The sequence below is a fragment of the Pseudomonas sp. TUM25319 genome (assembly GCF_056388475.1).
Genome location: NZ_CM150751.1, coordinates 4,318,621 through 4,337,538, shown reverse-complemented (window position 1 = coordinate 4,337,538; position 18,918 = coordinate 4,318,621). Strand labels below are relative to the sequence as shown.

The 18,918-nt window shown below is 65.1% G+C and carries 16 protein-coding genes; 6 read left to right on the top strand and 10 right to left on the bottom strand.

Translation table 11 applies throughout. The annotated features are described in order from the left end of the window. Positions 1 to 100: 100 nt before the first annotated feature. The 3 genes from AC05QJ_RS19845 to ahpF all read left to right on the top strand — a co-directional run bounded on the left by AC05QJ_RS19845 (position 101) and on the right by ahpF (position 4,852). Positions 101 to 2,461: a DNA polymerase II gene (locus tag AC05QJ_RS19845; RefSeq protein WP_476742991.1), complete on the top strand. Its 2,361-nt coding sequence runs from the start codon at positions 101 to 103 to the stop codon at positions 2,459 to 2,461. A gap of 145 nt (positions 2,462 to 2,606) precedes the next feature. After that, the gene (ahpC, locus tag AC05QJ_RS19840; protein WP_476742990.1) at positions 2,607 to 3,170 is read left to right on the top strand and encodes an alkyl hydroperoxide reductase subunit C; all 564 of its coding nucleotides are present in this window, start codon (positions 2,607 to 2,609) and stop codon (positions 3,168 to 3,170) included. A 119-nt stretch (positions 3,171 to 3,289) separates the two neighbouring features. Continuing rightward, positions 3,290 to 4,852: an alkyl hydroperoxide reductase subunit F gene (gene ahpF / locus AC05QJ_RS19835; protein ID WP_476742989.1), complete on the top strand. Its 1,563-nt coding sequence runs from the start codon at positions 3,290 to 3,292 to the stop codon at positions 4,850 to 4,852. A gap of 156 nt (positions 4,853 to 5,008) precedes the next feature. On the opposite strand, the gene AC05QJ_RS19830 is transcribed toward ahpF, so the two are convergent. The 5 genes from AC05QJ_RS19830 to ribBA form a co-directional block, all read right to left on the bottom strand. Next, positions 5,009 to 6,157, bottom strand: a complete 1,149-nt coding sequence (locus tag AC05QJ_RS19830; RefSeq protein ID WP_476742988.1) for an ABC transporter ATP-binding protein — start codon at positions 6,155 to 6,157, stop codon at positions 5,009 to 5,011. 19 nt (positions 6,158 to 6,176) lie between these two features. Next, complete coding sequence (locus AC05QJ_RS19825) at positions 6,177 to 6,986, bottom strand: ABC transporter permease (RefSeq protein ID WP_476742987.1); 810 nt, start codon at positions 6,984 to 6,986, stop codon at positions 6,177 to 6,179. Between the two features lie 6 nt (positions 6,987 to 6,992). Continuing rightward, on the bottom strand, positions 6,993 to 7,916 hold the full coding sequence (locus AC05QJ_RS19820; protein WP_476742986.1) for an ABC transporter permease: 924 nt from the start codon (positions 7,914 to 7,916) through the stop codon (positions 6,993 to 6,995). After that, positions 7,913 to 8,938 carry an ABC transporter substrate-binding protein gene (locus AC05QJ_RS19815; RefSeq protein WP_476742985.1) on the bottom strand — a complete coding sequence of 342 codons (1,026 nt, stop codon included), beginning with the start codon at positions 8,936 to 8,938 and terminating at the stop codon, positions 7,913 to 7,915. Before AC05QJ_RS19815 ends, AC05QJ_RS19820 begins: the two co-directional genes overlap by 4 nt. Before the next feature lie 225 nt (positions 8,939 to 9,163). Continuing rightward, the gene (gene ribBA, locus AC05QJ_RS19810) at positions 9,164 to 10,279 is read right to left on the bottom strand and encodes a bifunctional 3,4-dihydroxy-2-butanone-4-phosphate synthase/GTP cyclohydrolase II (RefSeq protein WP_476742984.1); all 1,116 of its coding nucleotides are present in this window, start codon (positions 10,277 to 10,279) and stop codon (positions 9,164 to 9,166) included. Between the two features lie 77 nt (positions 10,280 to 10,356). Here ribBA and AC05QJ_RS19805 point away from each other — a divergent pair, with 77 nt between their 5' ends. Continuing rightward, complete coding sequence (locus AC05QJ_RS19805; RefSeq protein ID WP_476742983.1) at positions 10,357 to 10,650, top strand: DUF1330 domain-containing protein; 294 nt, start codon at positions 10,357 to 10,359, stop codon at positions 10,648 to 10,650. A 102-nt stretch (positions 10,651 to 10,752) separates the two neighbouring features. Here AC05QJ_RS19805 and AC05QJ_RS19800 read toward each other — a convergent pair whose 3' ends face one another. Continuing rightward, complete coding sequence (locus AC05QJ_RS19800; protein WP_476742982.1) at positions 10,753 to 11,475, bottom strand: pirin family protein; 723 nt, start codon at positions 11,473 to 11,475, stop codon at positions 10,753 to 10,755. 204 nt (positions 11,476 to 11,679) lie between these two features. Between AC05QJ_RS19800 and AC05QJ_RS19795 the strand changes: the two genes are divergently transcribed. Continuing rightward, complete coding sequence (locus tag AC05QJ_RS19795) at positions 11,680 to 12,630, top strand: GlxA family transcriptional regulator (protein WP_476742981.1); 951 nt, start codon at positions 11,680 to 11,682, stop codon at positions 12,628 to 12,630. Here AC05QJ_RS19795 and dsdC read toward each other — a convergent pair. The 3 genes from dsdC to AC05QJ_RS19780 all read right to left on the bottom strand — a co-directional run bounded on the left by dsdC (position 12,627) and on the right by AC05QJ_RS19780 (position 15,743). Beyond that, positions 12,627 to 13,559: a DNA-binding transcriptional regulator DsdC gene (dsdC, locus tag AC05QJ_RS19790; RefSeq protein WP_476742980.1), complete on the bottom strand. Its 933-nt coding sequence runs from the start codon at positions 13,557 to 13,559 to the stop codon at positions 12,627 to 12,629. The genes AC05QJ_RS19795 and dsdC overlap by 4 nt on opposite strands. Next, on the bottom strand, positions 13,559 to 14,896 hold the full coding sequence (gene dsdA, locus AC05QJ_RS19785) for a D-serine ammonia-lyase (RefSeq protein ID WP_476742979.1): 1,338 nt from the start codon (positions 14,894 to 14,896) through the stop codon (positions 13,559 to 13,561). The genes dsdC and dsdA overlap by 1 nt, the downstream gene beginning before the upstream one ends. A gap of 154 nt (positions 14,897 to 15,050) precedes the next feature. Further along, complete coding sequence (locus AC05QJ_RS19780) at positions 15,051 to 15,743, bottom strand: N-acetyltransferase family protein (protein ID WP_476742978.1); 693 nt, start codon at positions 15,741 to 15,743, stop codon at positions 15,051 to 15,053. Between the two features lie 456 nt (positions 15,744 to 16,199). On the opposite strand from AC05QJ_RS19780, the gene AC05QJ_RS19775 reads away from it, so the two are divergent. After that, positions 16,200 to 17,405, top strand: a complete 1,206-nt coding sequence (locus tag AC05QJ_RS19775) for a sugar transporter (protein ID WP_476742977.1) — start codon at positions 16,200 to 16,202, stop codon at positions 17,403 to 17,405. Here the strand turns inward: AC05QJ_RS19775 and AC05QJ_RS19770 are convergent. Beyond that, positions 17,372 to 18,895, bottom strand: coding sequence for an FAD-dependent monooxygenase (locus tag AC05QJ_RS19770; RefSeq protein ID WP_476742976.1), 1,524 nt, complete (start codon positions 18,893 to 18,895; stop codon positions 17,372 to 17,374). The genes AC05QJ_RS19775 and AC05QJ_RS19770 overlap by 34 nt on opposite strands. Positions 18,896 to 18,918: the final 23 nt, after the last annotated feature.

The following is an 18,918-nucleotide window of genomic DNA, read 5'->3' as shown; positions in this document are numbered from 1 at the left end:
CGCGCCGAAACCCGTCGCGGCATTGCGCCGATAAGGTGCGCTCCCGGCGCGCCGCTCGGGTAGAATCCGCACCCTTTGCGCAGTGGTCGAGGAAACGGTGGTGCAGCAACAGCAGGGCTTTGTCCTGACCCGCCACTGGCGGGATACGCCGCAAGGCACCCTGGTGGAATTCTGGCTGGCCACCGATGGCGGGCCTCGTCGTGTGCGCCTGACGGCGCAGGCGTCGGTGGCTTTCGTGCCGGCGCAGTTCGAAAAGCGCCTGCGCGAATTGTTGCTCGGCGAGAAGGATGTGCAACTGCGGCCACTGGCGCTGACCGACTTCGACCACCGGCCGGTCCTCGGCCTGTACTGCAACCAGCACCGGCAACTGATGCAACTGGACAAGCGCCTGCGCGGCGTCGGCATCGACCTGCTGGAAGCCGATATCCGCCCGCCGGAGCGCTACCTGATGGAGCGTTTCATCACTGCCCCGGTGTCGTTCAGCGGCCAGCCCGACGCCGACGGCGTCTGGCTCGACGCCCAGCTCAAGCCCGACAACGCCTACCGGCCGCGGCTGAAACTGGTGTCGCTGGACATCGAGACCAGCGAACGCGGCGAGCTCTATTCCATCGCCCTGGAAGGCTGCGGCCAGCGCCAGGTGTACATGCTCGGCCCGGCCAATGGCGATGCCAGTGCGGTGGATTTCCAGCTCGAGTGGTGCGACAGCCGCGCCGCCTTGCTGCAGCGCCTGAACCAGTGGCTGGCCGAGCACGATCCGGACGCCATCATCGGCTGGAACCTGGTGCAGTTCGACCTGCGGGTGCTGCACGAACACAGCAAGCGCCTGAACGTGCCGCTGCTGCTCGGGCGCGACGGCCAGCCCATGGAGTGGCGCGAGCACGGCAGCCGCACCCACTTCTTCGCCTCGGCAGCCGGGCGCCTGATCATCGATGGCATCGAGGCGCTGCGCTCGGCCACCTGGAGCTTTCCTTCGTTCAGCCTGGAGAACGTCGCCCAGACCCTGCTGGGCGAAGGCAAGGCCATCGACACGCCGTACCAGCGCATGGACGAGATCAATCGCATGTTCGCCGAGGACCGCCCGGCGCTGGCCCGCTACAACCTCAAGGACTGCGAGCTGGTGACGCGGATCTTCGCCAAGACCCGCTTGATGGACTTCCTGCTGGAACGGGCCACGGTCACCGGGCTGCCGGCGGACCGCAGTGGCGGTTCGGTGGCGGCGTTCTGTCACCTGTACATGCCGCTGATGCACCGCATCGGCTTCGTTGCGCCGAACCTTGGCAGCCGCGAAGGCGAGGCGAGTCCGGGCGGTTTCGTGATGGACTCGCGGCCAGGGCTCTATGAGTCGGTACTGGTGCTGGACTACAAGAGCCTGTACCCGTCGATCATCCGCTCGTTCCTGATCGACCCGGTGGGGCTGGTGGAAGGCCTGCGCGAGCCGGATGACCAGCACTCGGTCCCGGGCTTTCGCCAGGCGCGTTTCTCGCGCACCCGCCATTGCCTGCCGGCCATCGTCGAGCGGGTCTGGCAGGGCCGCGAGGCGGCCAAGCGCGAGGGCAACGCGCCGTTGTCCCAAGCCCTGAAGATCATCATGAACGCCTTCTACGGCGTGCTCGGCTCCAGCGGTTGCCGCTTCTTCGACCCGCGCCTGGCCTCGTCCATCACGATGCGTGGTCACGAGATCATGCAGCGCACCCGCCAGTTGATCGAGGCCCGTGGCTACCAGGTGATCTACGGCGACACCGACTCCACCTTCGTCTGGCTCAAGGGCGAGCACAGCGCCGAGGACGCCGACCGGATCGGCCGCACGCTGGTGAGCGAGGTCAACCAGTGGTGGCGCGAGCACCTGCAGCAGGCGTACGGCCTGGAAAGCGCCCTGGAACTGCAGTACGAGACCCATTACACGCGTTTTCTGATGCCGACCATTCGCGGCGCCGAGGAGGGCAGCAAGAAGCGCTACGCCGGCGTGGTGGTGCGCGCCGACGGTAGCGAAGAGGTGATCTACAAGGGCCTGGAGACGGTTCGTACCGACTGGTCGCCGCTGGCCCAGCAGTTCCAGCAGGCGCTGTACCAGCGGATCTTCCGCCGCGAACCGTACCGGGAGTTCGTTCGCGACTACGTGCGGCGCACCCTGGCCGGCGAACTGGACGAGCTGCTGGTCTACCGCAAGCGCCTGCGCCGGCCGCTGGACGACTACCAGCGCAACGTGCCGCCCCATGTGCGCGCCGCGCGCCTGGCCGACGCCTTTAACGACAGCCTCGGCCGGCCGCGCCAGTACCACAGCGGCGGCTGGATCAGCTACCTGATCACCACCAGCGGGCCTGAGCCGCTGGAAAACCTGCGCAGCCCGATCGACTACGACCATTACCTGAGCCGGCAACTGCAGCCGGTGGCGGACGCGATCCTGCCGTTCGTGGGGGATGACTTCAATTCGCTGATCGACAAGCAGATGGGCCTGTTCTGACCCGGCACACAATTGCTTCTATTAATACTGCGCGGTTATAGCCAAAACCAATTGGCAGCATCATTTTTGCCAATGAGCATTGAGCGGGTCTATTGGCTAGGATCTCTCCATCAAGTTTTTACAAACCCTGAAGGAGAAACACCCGATGCCTATCATCAACAGCCAGGTCAAACCGTTCAACGCAACTGCTTACCACAACGGCAACTTCGTTCAGGTCTCCGAAGCGGACCTGAAAGGCAAGTGGTCCGTAGTGTTCTTCTACCCAGCCGACTTCACCTTCGTCTGCCCGACCGAGCTGGGTGACCTGGCCGACAACTACGCCGAGTTTCAGAAACTGGGCGTCGAGATCTACGGCGTGTCCACCGACACCCACTTCACCCACAAAGCCTGGCACGACACCTCGGAAACCATCGGCAAGATCCAGTACCCGCTGATCGGCGACCCGACCCACGTCATCTCGCGCAACTTCGACGTGCTGATCGAAGAAGCCGGCCTGGCCGATCGTGGCACCTTCGTGATCAACCCTGAAGGCCAGATCAAGATCGTCGAGCTGAACGACGGCGGTGTCGGCCGTGACGCCAGCGAGCTGCTGCGCAAGGTCAAGGCGGCCCAGTACGTTGCCGCCCACCCGGGTGAAGTCTGCCCGGCCAAGTGGAAAGAAGGCGAAGCCACTCTGGCGCCATCGCTGGACCTGGTCGGCAAGATCTAAGCAATGAAGAAGCCGGTGGCGGTCTTCCGCACCTGACTGCTGCAACCGCCCCGCAAAACGCCCGGGCGCTTTCGCCCGGGCGTTTTTATTTCTGAAGAACCGAAAAAGGAATCGCCCGTATGTTGGACGCCACGCTTAAAACTCAGTTGAAAGCCTACCTGGAGCGGGTCACTCAGCCGATCGAGATCGTTGCTTCCCTCGATGACGGCGCGAAGTCCCGCGAACTCCACGACCTGCTGCGCGAGATCGCCAGCCTGTCGAGCCTCATTACCCTGCGCGAGGACGGCACCGACGCTCGCGTCCCGTCGTTCTCGCTCAATCGCCCCAATGGCCAGATCAGCCTGCGTTTCGCCGGCATCCCCATGGGCCACGAATTCACCTCGCTGGTGCTGGCGCTGCTGCAAGTCGGCGGCCACCCGTCCAAGGCCAGTGCCGAGCTGATCGAACAGATCGCCGGGCTGGAAGGTGAATTCAACTTCGAAACCTACTTCTCGCTGTCCTGCCAGAACTGCCCGGACGTGGTCCAGGCGCTGAACCTGATGGCAGTGCTCAACCCTAACGTGCGCCATGTGGCCATCGACGGTGCGCTGTTCCAGGCCGAAGTCGAGTCGCGCCAGGTGATGGCAGTGCCGAGCGTGTACCTCAATGGCGAAGTGTTCGGCCAGGGCCGCATGGGCCTTGAAGAGATCGTCGCCAAGCTGGATACCGGCAGCGACGCCCGTCAGGCCGAGAAACTCAATGCCAAGGACGCCTTCGACGTGCTGGTGATCGGTGGCGGCCCGGCCGGTGCAGCGGCGGCGATCTACGCCGCCCGCAAAGGCATCCGTACCGGTGTCGCGGCCGAGCGTTTCGGCGGCCAGGTGCTGGACACCATGGCCATCGAGAACTTCATCTCGGTGCAGGAAACCGAAGGGCCGAAACTGGCCACGGCGCTGGAAGAACACGTCAAGCAGTACGACGTCGACATCATGAACCTGCAACGGGCCGATGCCCTGGTGCCGGCTACCGATGGCGGCCTGCATGAAGTGCGGATGGCCAGTGGCGCGAGCTTGAAGGCCAAGACCGTGATCCTCGCCACCGGTGCCCGCTGGCGCGAAATGAACGTGCCGGGCGAGAAGGAATACCGCAGCCGTGGCGTGGCCTACTGCCCGCACTGCGACGGCCCGCTGTTCAAGGGCAAGCGCGTGGCGGTGATCGGCGGCGGCAACTCCGGCGTGGAGGCGGCCATCGACCTGGCGGGTATCGTCGCCCAGGTGACGCTGATCGAGTTCGACAGCCAGTTGCGTGCCGACGCCGTGTTGCAACGCAAGCTGCACAGCCTGCCGAACGTCAAGGTCATCACCAGCGCGCTGACCACCGAAGTGCTGGGCGACGGCCAGAAGGTCAACGGCCTGCGCTACAAGGACCGCACCAGCGATGCCGAGCATGAACTGGCGCTGGAAGGGATCTTCGTGCAGATCGGCCTGCTGCCGAATACCGACTGGCTCAAGGGCACCGTCGAGCTGACCCCGCGTGGCGAGATTATCGTCGATGCCAAGGGCCAGACCAACCTGCCGGGCGTGTTCGCGGCGGGTGACGTGACCACCGTGCCGTACAAGCAGATCGTGATTGCGGTGGGCGAGGGGGCCAAGGCGTCGCTGGCGGCCTTCGATCACCTGATCCGTACCTCGGCGCCGGCCTGACCGGCCTCATCGCTGGCAATCGGATCGCCGCCCGGCCAGCTTCCACAGGGATCACATGCACCGCGAACCGTGTGGGAGCCGGCATTGCCGGCGATGGCATCCGACAAGGCAACAAAAAATCCCGGCCAATGACCGGGATTTTTTTGCAACAAGGACTCAGTGAGCCCCCGCCGCCTTGTTCAGATCACTCTCCTGCCACTCGGTATACACACAGGCATCCGCCACCGCCCAGCGCACCTTCACTTCATCCCCGGGCTTCATCGACATGCCCGCTGCCGACAGGGCTTTCACGGTCATGGCAGTACCGCCGGCCGTGACCACGCTGCAGGTCTGGCTTTCACCCAGGAACAACACTTCGCCAACCTTGGCCGTGACTTCGTTCCAGCCCGCCGGCAGCGGTTCGGCCGCGGCCTGCTCGCGGCTCAGGGCCAGGGCTTTTTCCGGACGGACCATCAGCAGCACATCCTGGCCCTGGGCCAGGCCCGCCGTCAGGCGCATCGCCACCGGCTGGCCTTCGAAGCTGGCCGCGCCGCTGCCCTGGGCCTTGACCCGCAGGAAGTTGGAGTTGCCGAGGAACGAGGCGACGAAGGCATTCGGCGGGTTCTGGTACAGGTCGTAGCCGGTGCCCAGGCCGACGATCTTGCCGTGGCTGAAGATGGCGATGCGCTGGGACAGGCGCATGGCTTCTTCCTGGTCGTGGGTTACGTAGACGATGGTGATGCCCAGCCGGCGGTGCAACTGGCGCAGTTCGTCCTGTAGGTCTTCACGCAGTTTCTTGTCCAGCGCGCCGAGGGGTTCGTCCATCAGCAGGATGCGTGGCTCGTACACCAGCGCCCGGGCAATGGCCACGCGCTGCTGCTGACCGCCGGACAGTTGCGCCGGACGGCGATGGGCGAACTTGTCCAGTTGCACCAGCTTGAGCATGGCGTCCACTTGCTTGTCGCGTTCGGCGGCGCTGCGCTTGCGGATCGCGAGGGGGAAGGCGATGTTGTCGCGCACCGACAGGTGCGGGAACAGCGAGTAGCGCTGGAACACCATGCCGATGTCGCGCTTGTGCGGCGGTACGTTGACCAGCGACTGGCCGTTGACCAGGATCTCGCCGCTGCTGGGCGTCTCGAAGCCGGCCAGCATCGACAGCGTGGTGCTCTTGCCCGAGCCGCTGGAGCCGAGGAAGGTGAGGAATTCGCCGTCCTGGATCTCCAGGTTGATGTTGTCCACCGCGGCGAAGTCGCCGTAGTGCTTGTTCAGGTTGCGCAGGCTGACGAGGGTCTTGGCCTGGGCTGCATCTTTGATGACTGCACTCATTGTTGTTCTCTCCGGGCGCTCAGGCGCTGACTTCGTTGCGCCGGCGCAGGGCGGCGGCGATCACCATGACCAGGACCGACAGACCGATCAGCAGCGTCGAGGCGACGACGATCACGGGCGTCAGGTCCTGGCGCAGGGTGGTCCACATTTTCACGGGCAGGGTCTGCAGGTTGGGGCTGGCCATCATCACGCTCAGCACCACTTCGTCCCACGACACCAGGAAGGCGAACAGGGCGCCGGCAATCATCCCCGGGCGGATCGCCGGGAAGGTCACCTTGAACACCGCCTGCAGTCGAGAGGCGCCGCAGATCACCGCGGCGTCCTCGATGGACTGGTCGAACAGTTTCAGCGAGTTGATGATCGAGATGATGGTGAAGGGCAGGGCGACGATCACGTGGCTGACCACGAAGGAAAACAGCGTGCCGGTCCAGCCCAGCTTGAGAAACAGCGCGTACACCGCCACGGCGATGATCACCAGCGGCACGATCATCGGCAGGGTGAACAGGCCATAGAGCATCTCGCGGCCGGGGAAGCGTCCGCGTACCAGGGCAAAGGCCGTGGGCAGGCCCAGGGCGACGGCGACGACCGTGGTCAGCAGCGCCACCTTGAGGCTGGCGAAGGCGGCGTCCATCCATTCGGCGTTGGAAAAGAACTGGCTGTACCACTTCAGCGTCCAGCCCGGTGGCGGGAACACCAGCCACTGGGAGGAGCCGAACGACAGCAGCACGATGAACACGATCGGCAGCAGCAGGAACAGCGCGATCAGCCCGGTGGTGGCGTAGAGTCCGACGCGCATGCGCCGGCTCATGGCATTGGGGGTCAGGAGCATGGTCGCTTACCTCGCGTTGCTGTTGCCGACCGGGGATTCCGGTTGCAGCTTCAGGTAGAAATAGAACAGCACCAGGGTGATGACGATCAGCAACGCCGCGGCGGCGCTGGCCAGGCCCCAGTTGAGGAACGACTGCACCTGCTGGACGATGAACTCGGGCAGCATCATGTTCTGCGCGCCACCCAGCAGGGCCGGGGTCACGTAGTAACCGAGGGACATCACGAACACCATCAGCGCACCGGAGAACAGGCCTGAGCGGCACAGTGGCAGGAACACCTTGAAGAAGTTGGTCCAGGGGCTGGCACCGCAGATGGAACCGGCCTGCAGGACCATCGGGTCGATGGCCTGCATGGTCGCCTGCAGCGGCAGCACGATGAACGGGATCATGATGTAGCTCATGCCGATCACCACGCCGGTGAGGTTATGCACCATCTCCAGCGGAGCATCGATGATGCCCATGGCCATCAACGCCTTGTTGATCACCCCCGAGGCCTGCAGCAGCACCAGCCAGGAGTAGGTACGGGCGAGCAGGCTGGTCCACATCGACAGCAGCACGATGTTCAGAAGCCAGCGGCCCCAGCCGCGCGGCACCAGGGTGATCGCCCAGGCCAGCGGGAAGCCCAGCAACACGCTGATCAGAGTGACGAGGCCCGCCACCGAGAAGGTGTTGAAGAGCACCCGGGCGTAGGCCGAGTTGGCGAACAGTTGCTCGTAGTTGCCTAGCCCCGGCACCGGTTCCAGCACGCCGCGCAGCAGCAGACCGATCAGTGGCGCGAAGAAAAACAACCCGAGAAACAGCAGGGCCGGCAGCAGGTTGCGGCTGCCGCGCCAGCGTTGGCGCAGCGACGGCGTGGCATTCATGGCCGCTCCCTTGCCACCGGTGCCAGGGGCACCGGTGGCCGATTGCAAGGCGTTGATGGCGACTTTCATTTGACCAGCCACTCATTCCAGCGGGTGGCGATGGCCGGACCGTTCTTCGCCCAGTAGGCGAAGTCCAGGGTGACCTGATCTTGAGCGTAGGCCGTTGGCAGGTTCGGTGCGAGCTCAGGCTTGAGCAGGCCGACGGAGTCGAGGTTCACCGGCGCGTAGGCGGTCTGGTTGGCAAACTCGGCCTGGCCCTGGGCGCTGGCGGCGTTGGCCAGGAACTTCATGGCCGCGTCCTTGTTCTTGGCCCCTTTGGGCACGACGAGGAAGTCGGCCATGACCAGGTTCTGCTTCCAGCTCACGCCCACCGGCGCGCCGTCCTGTTGCAGGGCGTAGACGCGACCGTTCCAGAACTGGCCGAGGGTCGCCTCGCCGGAAGCCAGCAGTTGCTGCGACTGGGCGCCACCGCCCCACCAGACGATGTCTTTCTTGATGGTGTCGAGTTTCTTGAAGGCGCGGTCCAGGTCCAGCGGGTAGAGCTTGTCGGCGGGAACGCCGTCGGCCAGCAGGGCCAGTTCCAGCACGCCGGGGCTCGGCCATTTGTACAGGGCGCGTTTGCCGGGGTAGGTCTTGGTGTCGAACAGCGCGCTCCAGTCTACCGGCTTGTTGCCGCCCAGCTTGCCCTCGTTGTAGCCGAGGACGAAGGAGAAGAAGAAGGAGCCGACGCCGTGGTCGGAGACGAAACGCGGGTCGATGCGGTCGCGCTTGATGGTGTTGAAGTCCAGCGGTTCGAGCAGGCCTTCGCTGGCGGCGCGCAAGGCGAAGTCGGCTTCGACGTCGACCACGTCCCACTGCACGTTGCCGCTCTCGACCATGGCCTTGAGCTTGCCGTAGTCGGTAGGGCCGTCCTGCACGACCTTGATGTTGCTGCTCTTGGTGAAGGGCTCGGCCCAGGCGGCTTTCTGCGCGTCCTGGGTGGTACCACCCCAACTGACGAAATTGAGGCTGTCGGCGGCCTGGGAGACCTGACATGCCAGGGTCAGCAGGCTGGCGGACAGCACTGCGGTTACACGTTTGTTCAACAGCATGGTTACGCCCTCGTTGCTTTTGTTATTCGAGGCGGGCTTTTCTGTCGCCCGCCAATCAGTTCGGGGAGCAGCTTTTGCAAAGTGTGGTTGGCCGTTTGTGATTGTAGGTGCCGGCCTGCAGTTTTTAAGGTCTACGGGATATCATATTATGGTATTCCAAACTTTTGGCAAGAGGGCCGGGGCGACCGGCCATCACTTGTGCCCGTATTTTTCAGCGCGTTGCTTCTACGGCTGGGGCTCGAACGGAATGCTCTGCACCACTTCCAGGTCATACCCGGTCAGGCCTGCATACTTGAGCGGCGGGCCCAGGTGGCGCAGCTTGCCGACGCCCAGGTCCTGCAGGATCTGGGCCCCGGTGCCGACTTCCGAATAGATTTTCGTCTGCCCGCGCTGGTACGGCCGTGGCGGCTGGGTCAACTGCGGCACCCGCTCCAGCAGCGCCTGGGACGATTCATGGTTGGCCAGGATGACCACCACGCCGGCACCTTCGGCGGCGACTTTCTGCAGCGCTGCCCACAGCGTCCAGTTGGCCGGCCCGGCGTATTCGGCACCGACCAGGTCGCGCAACGGATCGATCACATGCACCCGCACCAGCGTCGGCTCTTGGCGACGGATATCGCCCATGACCATGGCCATGTGCACGCCACCCTCGATGCGGTCCTCGTAGGTGACCAGGCGGAAGGTGCCGTGCACCGTCGGCAGTTCCCGCTCGCCGATGCGCTTGATGGTCTGTTCGGTGCTCAGGCGGTAGTGGATCAGGTCGGCGATGGTGCCGATCTTGATGCCGTGGCGGGCGGCGAAGATTTCCAGGTCGGGGCGGCGGGCCATGGTGCCGTCGTCGTTGAGCACTTCGACGATCACCGAAGCGGGGGAGAAGCCCGCCAGACGCGCCAGGTCGCAGCCGGCTTCGGTATGGCCGGCGCGGGTCAGCACGCCGCCTTCGCGAGCGCGCAGGGGGAAGATGTGGCCGGGCTGGACCAGATCGTCCGCCGTCGCGTTCGCGGCGACCGCAGCCGCCACGGTGCAGGCGCGGTCGGCGGCGGAAATGCCGGTGGTGACCCCGCGCGCCGCTTCGATCGACACGGTGAACGCGGTGCTGAACGCACTGCCGTTGGCCGGCACCATCTGCTCCAGGCCCAGGCGCTGGCAGTGCTCGTCGGTCAGGGTCAGGCAGATCAGGCCACGGGCTTCGCGGGCCATGAAGCTGATGGCGGCGGCGTCGCAACGCTCGGCGGCGATCAGCAGGTCGCCTTCGTTTTCACGGTCCTCGTCGTCCACCAGCAAGACCATCTTGCCCTGGCGATAGTCTTCGAGGATGTCTTCGATGCGGTTGAAAGCCATGCTGCGCGCTCACTGTGGTTCGGTAGAAATTATGGTATACCATAATACGAATTTTCCCGATTGAGGAGCATGAACCGATGAAGGCCTACTGGATTGCCCATGTCGATGTGACCGATCCGCAGCAGTATCAGGAATATACAAAGCGTGCGCCGGCAGCCTTCGCCGCGTTCGGCGGCAAGTTGCTGGCCCGTGGCGGGCGAAGCGAGGCGATGGAAGGCAGGGCCACGCCGCAGCGCAGCGTGGTGATCGAATTCGAATCCTACGATCAGGCGGTGGCGTGCTATCGCTCGGCGCAGTATCAGGAAGCCTGCGGCTATCGCCAGGGTGTGGCGAAAGCCGAGGTGATCATCGTGGAGGGGTACGAGGGGTGAGCTGCAAGCTACAAGCTGCAAGCTACAAGCTACAAGCAGGTGTGGTATCGGCGCTATCTGCTTTTTCTTGCCGCTTGAAGCTTGAAGCTTGCAGCTGCTCCTTCAGGCCATGCCTGGCAGTTCGTGAGGGCGCAGGTCGAAGATCAGCACTTCGGCGTCGCTGCCCTTGCTCAGCTCGATGAGCTGTTCCTGGCGCAAGCGCACGCCGTCGCCTTCCTGCAGTTGCAGACCGTTGAGTTCGACGCTGCCGCGGGCTACGTGGACGTAGGCGTTGCGGTTGGCCGGCAGCTTCAGCGTGGCGCTTTCATTACCGTCGAACAGGCCGGCATAGACCCGGGCGTCCTGGCGGATGTGCAGCGAGCCGTCCTTGCCATCCGGCGAGATGATCAGTTTCAGCCGGCCGCGCTTGTCCTCGGCCGTGAAGTTGGCCTGCTGGTAACGCGGTTCGGCACCGCTGACTGCCGGCACTATCCAGATCTGCAGGAAGTGCACCGGCTCGTCGTGGGAGTGGTTGAACTCGCTGTGGGTCACGCCACTGCCGGCGCTCATCAGTTGCACGTCGCCCGGGCGGATCACCGAGCCGGTACCCATGCTGTCCTTGTGCTCCAGTGCCCCTTCGAGCACGTAGGAGAAGATCTCCATGTCGCGGTGCGGGTGCTGGCCGAAGCCCTTGCCGGCGCTGACGCGGTCGTCGTTGATCACCAGCAGGTCGGAGAAGCCTTGTTCTGCCGGGTTGCGGTAGTGGGCGAACGAGAAGGTGTGGAACGATTTCAGCCAGCCATGGTTGGCCAGGCCACGATCGGAAGCTTTGCGCAGGGTAAGCATGGTGGTTCTCCTTGTGAGGTGAAGGTTGCCGGGCAACCGTCGATTCGATGGGAGTAGATTAATGGTTACCGGCTGGCGCAATAAGTAGCTGGCAATGGAATGACTGTCCTGTTCAGGTGGACAATCAGCAAGGGGTTTTCGAACCTTCCGCAGGGCACGTCATAATCCGTCGCCTGATTTCCAGAACCTGCGGTGACCCCCTCGATGAAAACTGTGGCCATGGTGCTGTTTCCGGACTTCCTCCTGCTCGACATGGCGGGGCCGATGGAAGTGTTTTCCATTGCCAACCGCTACCTGAAGCCTGAGGACCACTATCAGTTGACCACCCTCGGTGCGGTCCCGGGAGCGGTCCGTGCCTCCAACGGCTCCAGGCTGTTGCCGGACCGCGAGATCGACCCCGCCGACGGTGGCTGGGACCTGTTGCTCATTCCCGGCGGCCCCGGCGCCTACAACGAAATCTGCCCGCCATTGAGCCTGTGGCTGAAAGAGGTGGCCGGTCGCGTTCGCAGCTACGGTTCGATCTGCACCGGTGCCTTCATTCTCGGCCACGCCGGTCTGCTCGACGGATACCGCGTCACCACCCACTGGCACTACACCGAGCGGCTGATCCGCGCCTTTCCCGAGGCCGAGGTGGAAACCGACCAGATCTGGGTACGCGACCGCCAGTTGATCACCTCCGGCGGCGTCACCGCTGGCATCGACCTGGCCCTGGCGGTGGTGGCCGAGGATCATGGCAAGAAAGTCGCCCAGGACGTGGCCAAGGTGCTGCTGGTGGTGATGAAGCGGCAGGGCGGACAGGCGCGCTTCAGCCCGCTGGCCGGCCCCGTGGCCAAAGAGGAAACACCCATCAGCCGGGTGCAGCAGCAGGTGTTGGCGCAGCTTGAAGAACCCTTCGGCATCGAGCGCATGGCGGGGCTGGCGGCGATGAGCCCGCGGCATTTCTCCCGGGTGTTCCTGCGCGAGGTCAACATGACGCCCATGGCCTTTCTGCAGAGCGCGCGCATCGACCGGGCCCGCGAATTGCTGGAAAGCAGCGACCTGCCGCTGAAGACCGTGGCCTTTCGCAGCGGCTTCGGCAGCGTGCGCTACATGCGCCAGGTGTTCAGCGAACGGCTCGGCGTGACGCCGAGCGAGTACCGCGAGCAGTTCGGCTAGACACGGCTTTGTTCGCCCAGCCATTCCACCAGCGCCAGCACCCGCGCCGGCTGCCGAACCCCTGCGGGGTGCAGCAGGTAATACGAACAGCCACTGGCAGGGGCGAGATTGCCGAACGGGGCGAGCAGCCGCCCGGCATCCAGATGGTGCTGGATCAGGTGGCGGCGGCCGATGGCGACACCGATATGCTGGATCGCCGCGTTGGCGCACAGGTCGGCGCGATCGAATGTCAGGCGCCGCTCACCCTGCTCCAGTTGGACGCCGCAACTGGCCGCCCAGTGCTGCCATTCGGCGTCGAAGGCGGCATGCTCCCAGGCCAGGGCGTCGTGCAGCAGGGTGCAGTGGCGCAGGTTGCCGGGTCTGTCCTGCAATGCGTACTCCTCGGCGTAGCGCGGGCTGCACACCGGGGTGACGGTTTCGTCCATCAGGCGGTGATTGACCAGCCCTGCGGTTTCGCCGCGAGCGTACACCAGCGCAAGGTCAAGGTTCTGCGTGCGAAAGTCGAGGGTGTCGTTGCCGGTCCGCAGGTCCAGGGCGATATGAGGATGGCGACGATGGAAATCCGCCAGCCGTGGCAGTAGCCAGTCGTTGGCGACCGAGGGTCGGGCGTACAGCGCCACGGGACCGCACAGGCCCGTGTCCTGCGGCGCCAGTGTGGCCTCCAGTGATTCGACGGCCTGCTCGAGAATGGCCAGGATGCGCTCGCCCTCGACCGTCAGCCGCACCTGGCGGGTCAGGCGCTGGAACAGGCGCAACGCCAGCGCCTGTTCCAGGCGGGCGATGCGGTGGCTGACGGCACTGGGCGTCAGGCACAGTTCCTCGGCGGCGAGGGCAAAGCTCAGGTGCCGTGCGGCCACCATAAAGGTGTGCAGGTTGGCGAACTGGCTGCTGCCCAGGCGCGAAGCCAGGCGTGGCGGCAGGTTCAGCATCAGCGCGCTTCCAGGGCGTGGCGGCCTTTGGCAAGGTAGGCCGCCATTTCCGCCTCCGGCACCATGCTGCCGCCGGTGCCCCAGACCAGATGCGTCGCGTTGGCCAGCTTGCGTTCGTCGAGGCCCAGGCGCTGACGATAGCCTTGCTGCTCGTCCAGCACCCGCAGGATGCCGGGCACGCCGGCCAGGGCCGAAGGTTCGAGGCGCAGGCCTTCGCTGGCGTCCAGTTGCGCCAGCAGGCGGTAGAGGTGGTCGTCGCTGACGGTGTAATAGCCGTCGATCAGCCGCTGCATGGCGCGGCCGACGAAGCCCGATGGTCGGCCCACGGCAAGGCCGTCGGCGGCGGTGACGTTGTCGATGCCGAAGTCGTACACCGACACCTCGTCGTGCAGCCCGGTGTAGACCCCCAGCAGCATGCAGGGCGAGTGGGTCGGCTCGGCGAACAGGCAGTGCACGGCGTCGCCGAACACCTGCTTCAGGCCGAAGGCCACGCCTCCGGGGCCACCGCCTACGCCGCAGGGCAGATAGACGAACAGCGGGTGGTTGTCGTCCACCACGATACCCGCCTGGGACAACTGGCCGCGAAGGCGCAGGGCGGCCACGGCGTAGCCAAGGAACAACGGGTGGGAGTTCTCGTCGTCGACGAAGTGGCAGAAAGGGTCGGCCTCGGCCTGACGCCGGCCTTCGGCGACGGCAACGCTGTAGTCGGTGGGGTACTCGACCACGGTTACGCCATGGGTCCGCAGCTTGTCCTTCTTCCATTGACGGGCATCGGCGGACATGTGCACCGTGGCCTGGAAGCCCAGGCGCGCACTGATGATGCCGATCGACAGACCGAGATTGCCGGTGGAGCCGACGGCGATGCGGTACTGGCCAAAAAAGCGGCGGGCGGCGTCGCTGTCGAGCCTGGCGTAGTCATCGCCCGGTTGCAGGAATCCGTTCTCCAGCGCCAGCCGCTCGGCGTGGGCCAATACCTCGTAGATGCCGCCTCGGGCCTTGATCGAGCCGGAGATCGGCAGTTCGTTGTCGGCCTTCAGCCACAGTCGGCCCAGGTTTGCACCCAGACGTGCTTGCAGGGCGGGCAGGGGGTACAGCGGCGACTCGATCAGCCCGGCCGCGTCGCGTGTCTCGGGAAAGGCAGATTGTATAAAGGGGGCAAAACGCTGCAGACGTGCGCTTGCGTCATCCATATCGGCGCGACTCAACGGTACATCGCCGAGCGCTTCGGCGCTGGGGGCGATGGCAGGGTTGAACCAGGTGCTTTCCTTCAGCGCGACCAGGTCGGCGAGCAACGGGTGTTCCTGGCACCAGGCGGTGACGGGTTTGTTCAAGGGCATCGGCTTCTCCGGCGGCGCTTCTGGGGGAGCGCCGTGCGGGCCTTCGCAGCGTGTTCGAGATCGCGAGGGCCTGCACAGCCGGTTCATTTAGCCCCGGCTCGTGCCCCGGGACAAGGGATATCCCGGGAGAGCACAGGTGATTTCACTTCATCCGTCAGGCCAGTTCCGCCTTGGGCACCGGTGCCGGCCGCGCCTTGCACAGCGGTGCCAGGCGCGAGCCGCTGTACTGGCTGTGGCGAAACAGCTTCCAGCGCCCGAACAGGCCGTACACATGCACCACGCGCCCCTGTTCGTGGTAGCCCATGCGCACATGCAGCTTGAGCGCCGGGACATTGTGGGTTTCCACCACGTCCACCACGCGGGTGCAGCCCTGTTCGCGCATGGCGTTCCACAGGTGCACCTGGGCGTCCACCGACAGGCGGCTGCCGAAGAAGGCCGGGATCATCTCGCCGCCGAACTCGAAGAAGTCGCCGGGCGCCACCGGGAAGGTGCAGCCGTAGTAGTGACGGTCGTGGTAGTCGCGGGTGCTGGCCCAGATGAAGGCCACGGCGTCGCCGGCCTCGTCCAGGTACATATGCCCGGTGTGGCCTTCGCGGGCCAGTTCGCGCATGGTTTCCACCCGGTCACCGAAGTGGCGGGCGAAGGCGTCGGCGTTGTCTTCGGTGATCAGCGCCAGGCGCACCGGTGGGTGCTCGCGCAGGCTGTGCGGACCGACGGGCGTGGTCAGGTCACGTTCCATCCACAGCAGTTCCCAATGGAAGAACACATAGCGCTCCCACAGGGTCGCCAGAGTCCGGCGCAGCCCTTTGCGCTTGATTCGGTCGTGGATGGTTCGCAGTGCTCGCATGGTGCCTCCCGTACCGCTCTGTGGCGGTTCGTCGTGTGGAAAGACGGGCAGGGCGGCAGGCTGAAACCCCAGCGTTGACGGCGGGCCCGAGGGTGAAACGCGGCGAAGATGAAACTTTTTTCATGGTATAGCGCAGCGTTTTGCCATCGTGTCAAAAAGCCAACGTGAGCAGTTGTATCAAGATGTGTAATATTTGGTAGAGTGCTCTAGGATAATGCTTTTGAGCCTGGTGCAGGTGGTCGGAAAGCCTTGGCGGTTTTTTGACGTAAATCTGGCGCCTGTTTTCCCCGCGGCCTGAAGAAGTGGCCAGCAAGCGTTTGCGACGCGGGTTGCGCTGACGTAGACTGCCGCCTATTCATTTTTCCTACAAAACCCGCTTGGCACATCCGAACTGTCGGTTCATGGGTGCTTTTGTCACGTCCGGGTTTTGCCTGTCCCAGGAGCGCTGCGCCCCGCATGAACAATCCCACCGACAATCGCCAGGGCAGTTGGCTCAGTGTCTTCGCCCTGGCACTGGGCGCCTTCATCTTCAACACTACCGAATTCGTTCCGGTCGCGCTGCTCAGCGACATCGGCCGCAGCTTCGACATGCCCACCGCACAGGTCGGGCTGATGCTCACTGTCTACGCCTGGGTGGTCTCGCTGACCTCGCTGCCGATGATGCTGCTGACCCGTAACATCGAGCGCCGCCGCCTGCTTGGCCTGCTGTTCGTGCTGTTCATCGGCAGCCATGTGATGTCGGGGCTGGCCACCAGCTTCGGCCTGCTGCTGGTGAGCCGGGTGGGGATCGCCCTGGCCCACGCCGTCTTCTGGTCGATCACGGCGTCGCTGGCCGTCCGGGTGGCGCCGCCCGGCCAGCAAGCCAAGGCCCTTGGCTTGCTGGCCACCGGCACCACGCTGGCGATGGTGCTGGGCATTCCGCTGGGGCGGGTGGTGGGCGAGGCGCTGGGCTGGCGCACCACCTTCTTCGGCATCGCCGGCGTGTCGGTGCTGACCTTGCTGTGGCTGATGCGTTCGCTGCCGCTGCTGCCCAGCCAGAACTCTGGCTCGCTGCGCAGCCTGCCGCTGCTGATCAAGCGTCCGGCGCTGATGTCGGTGTACGCCCTGGTGGTGCTGGTGATCACCGCGCAGTTCACTGCCTACAGCTACATCGAGCCGTTCAGCCAGCAGGTGGCGGCCATGAGCGGCGAGATGACCACCATCCTGTTGCTGGTGTTCGGCGGCGCTGGCGTCTTCGGTTCGATCCTGTTCAGTCACTTCAGCGAGCGCTTCCCCAAGGGTTTCCTGATCGCCTCCATCGCCGCGCTGGCGTTCTGCCTGTTGATGCTGTTGCCGCTGGCGGGCGTGCCGTGGCTGCTGTGTGCGCTGAGCGCGCTGTGGGGCATGGGCATCATGTGTTTCAGCCTGGCGCTGCAATCGAAGGTGCTGCAACTGGCGTCGGACGCCACCGACGTGGCCATGGCGATGTTCTCCGGCCTCTACAACGTCGGCATTGGCGGCGGCGCGCTGCTGGGCAGCATCGTTGCCACCCACGTCGGGCTGTCGGATATCGGGCTGGTGGGCGGGGCAGTTGCGGTGGCTGGCCTGCTGCTGTGCCTGCACGCCACCCGCCGTTACTTCGTGATGCCTCAGCAGGGCCTGAGCGAACGCTCGGCAAAATAACGCTCCAGCACGGCGGTGGACGCTGAGGTCTCCGCCAGCGCCACATAGCTGTCCGGACGCAACAGGTACAGCGCATTGCGCGCGAGCCCGGCGCCTTCGCAGGCCGGGCTCCAGGGGAACACCTGCAACGGGATTCGCCGCGCCGCGCACCAGCCCACCAGGTCCTTGCTGGCCAGTCCGTAGACCTGCACCTGCCAGCACGGCGTCACCGATCCGGCGAAGTTGTCGCCGTCACTGTCCCTGACCCAGGGCATGCGGTCGCCGCCGTGGACATGGCCGGCGCTGCCGAAGCTCAGCGGCATCAAGCGATAGTTCAGGCCGATCTGCGACACGGTGCGGAACATGAAATGGCGCACCTGGTTCATGGCGGTCAGCCGCGACAGCAGCATCGGCGCCACGCGGGTGCGCATCAGGTTGGCCAGCCGGCTGTTGGCGGTGATGAAATTGAACACCTGGTCGGTGGTCGCCACCAGACGCTCGGCGAAGGCCTTGCGCTCGATTTCATAGCTGCCCAGCAGATCGTCGCCGGCCTTGCCGTGCAGCACGCTGGCCAGTTTCCAGGCCAGGTTGATGGCATCGCCGATGCCGGTGTTCATGCCCTGGCCGCCGGCCGGGCTGTGGACATGGGCAGCATCGCCGAGCAGGAAGGCGTGATGCCGACGGAACTGCTGGGCGACGCGATGATGCACGCGGTAGGTGGAGAACCAGTTGACCTGCTCCACGTTGATCTTCATGTGTTCGATGGCGCGCTGGCCGATATCGGCGAAGGTCAGGCTTTCCGGGTGTTCGGCGCGTTCGTCGCGGACCGTGCCGATCAGTCGTGCGCGGCCTTCGCCGGCCAGCGGGAACACGGCAACGAAATCGGCTTCGTCGATGTCGACGTGCAGCTCGCCGTTGATCGACGGTCCCGATGCCTGCACATCGGCGACATAGAACACCTGCTGGTAGGTGCCACCGGGAAAGCCGATGCCCAGCGCCTTGCGTACCGCCGAACGGGCGCCGTCGCAGCCCGCCAGGTAGCGGGCTTCGCAGTCTTGCTCGGCGCCATCGGCCAGGCGCAGGCGGGCGCGGACCTGGTGCTCGTCCTGATTCAGTTCCAGCAGTTCGGTGTTCCATTCCACCGCCACGCCGAAGCCCTGCAGGCGCTCGATAAGCAGCCGTTCGTGCTCGTCCTGCGGGTAGATTTCGAGGAAGGGGTAAGGCGTCTGGCCGGCACCAATGTCCTGCAGCGACAGCCGTGCTGCCGGCTGGCCCTTGACCCACAGGTTGGCGGCCGGGACCTGATGACCGCGCTCGACCACCGCGTTGGCGAGATCGAGCTGGCGATAGAGTTCGAGGGTGCGGGCCTGAACGGCCAGGGCCCGCGACGTGGTGCCGGGGCCGGCGGCCTTGTCGACGATGCGCAGGCTCACCCCCAGCTTGCTCAGCCACAGGGCCAGTACCAGCCCGGTCGGGCCTGCGCCGATGATCAGGACTTCAGTGCCGCTCATGCCAGACGCTCCGCTCGGGGTGG

Coding starts and splice junctions, on each gene's coding strand:
- ribBA (WP_476742984.1), bottom strand. CDS start 10,279: ATGGCTTTCAACCGCATCGAAGACATCCTCGAAGACTATCGCCAGGGC.
- AC05QJ_RS19820 (WP_476742986.1), bottom strand. CDS start 7,916: ATGAAAGTCGCCATCAACGCCTTGCAATCGGCCACCGGTGCCCCTGGC.
- AC05QJ_RS19800 (WP_476742982.1), bottom strand. CDS start 11,475: ATGCTTACCCTGCGCAAAGCTTCCGATCGTGGCCTGGCCAACCATGGC.
- AC05QJ_RS19805 (WP_476742983.1), top strand. CDS start 10,357: ATGAAGGCCTACTGGATTGCCCATGTCGATGTGACCGATCCGCAGCAG.
- AC05QJ_RS19780 (WP_476742978.1), bottom strand. CDS start 15,743: ATGCGAGCACTGCGAACCATCCACGACCGAATCAAGCGCAAAGGGCTG.
- AC05QJ_RS19775 (WP_476742977.1), top strand. CDS start 16,200: ATGAACAATCCCACCGACAATCGCCAGGGCAGTTGGCTCAGTGTCTTC.
- dsdA (WP_476742979.1), bottom strand. CDS start 14,896: ATGCCCTTGAACAAACCCGTCACCGCCTGGTGCCAGGAACACCCGTTG.
- ahpC (WP_476742990.1), top strand. CDS start 2,607: ATGCCTATCATCAACAGCCAGGTCAAACCGTTCAACGCAACTGCTTAC.
- AC05QJ_RS19795 (WP_476742981.1), top strand. CDS start 11,680: ATGAAAACTGTGGCCATGGTGCTGTTTCCGGACTTCCTCCTGCTCGAC.
- dsdC (WP_476742980.1), bottom strand. CDS start 13,559: ATGCTGAACCTGCCGCCACGCCTGGCTTCGCGCCTGGGCAGCAGCCAG.
- AC05QJ_RS19825 (WP_476742987.1), bottom strand. CDS start 6,986: ATGCTCCTGACCCCCAATGCCATGAGCCGGCGCATGCGCGTCGGACTC.
- ahpF (WP_476742989.1), top strand. CDS start 3,290: ATGTTGGACGCCACGCTTAAAACTCAGTTGAAAGCCTACCTGGAGCGG.
- AC05QJ_RS19770 (WP_476742976.1), bottom strand. CDS start 18,895: ATGAGCGGCACTGAAGTCCTGATCATCGGCGCAGGCCCGACCGGGCTG.
- AC05QJ_RS19815 (WP_476742985.1), bottom strand. CDS start 8,938: ATGCTGTTGAACAAACGTGTAACCGCAGTGCTGTCCGCCAGCCTGCTG.
- AC05QJ_RS19830 (WP_476742988.1), bottom strand. CDS start 6,157: ATGAGTGCAGTCATCAAAGATGCAGCCCAGGCCAAGACCCTCGTCAGC.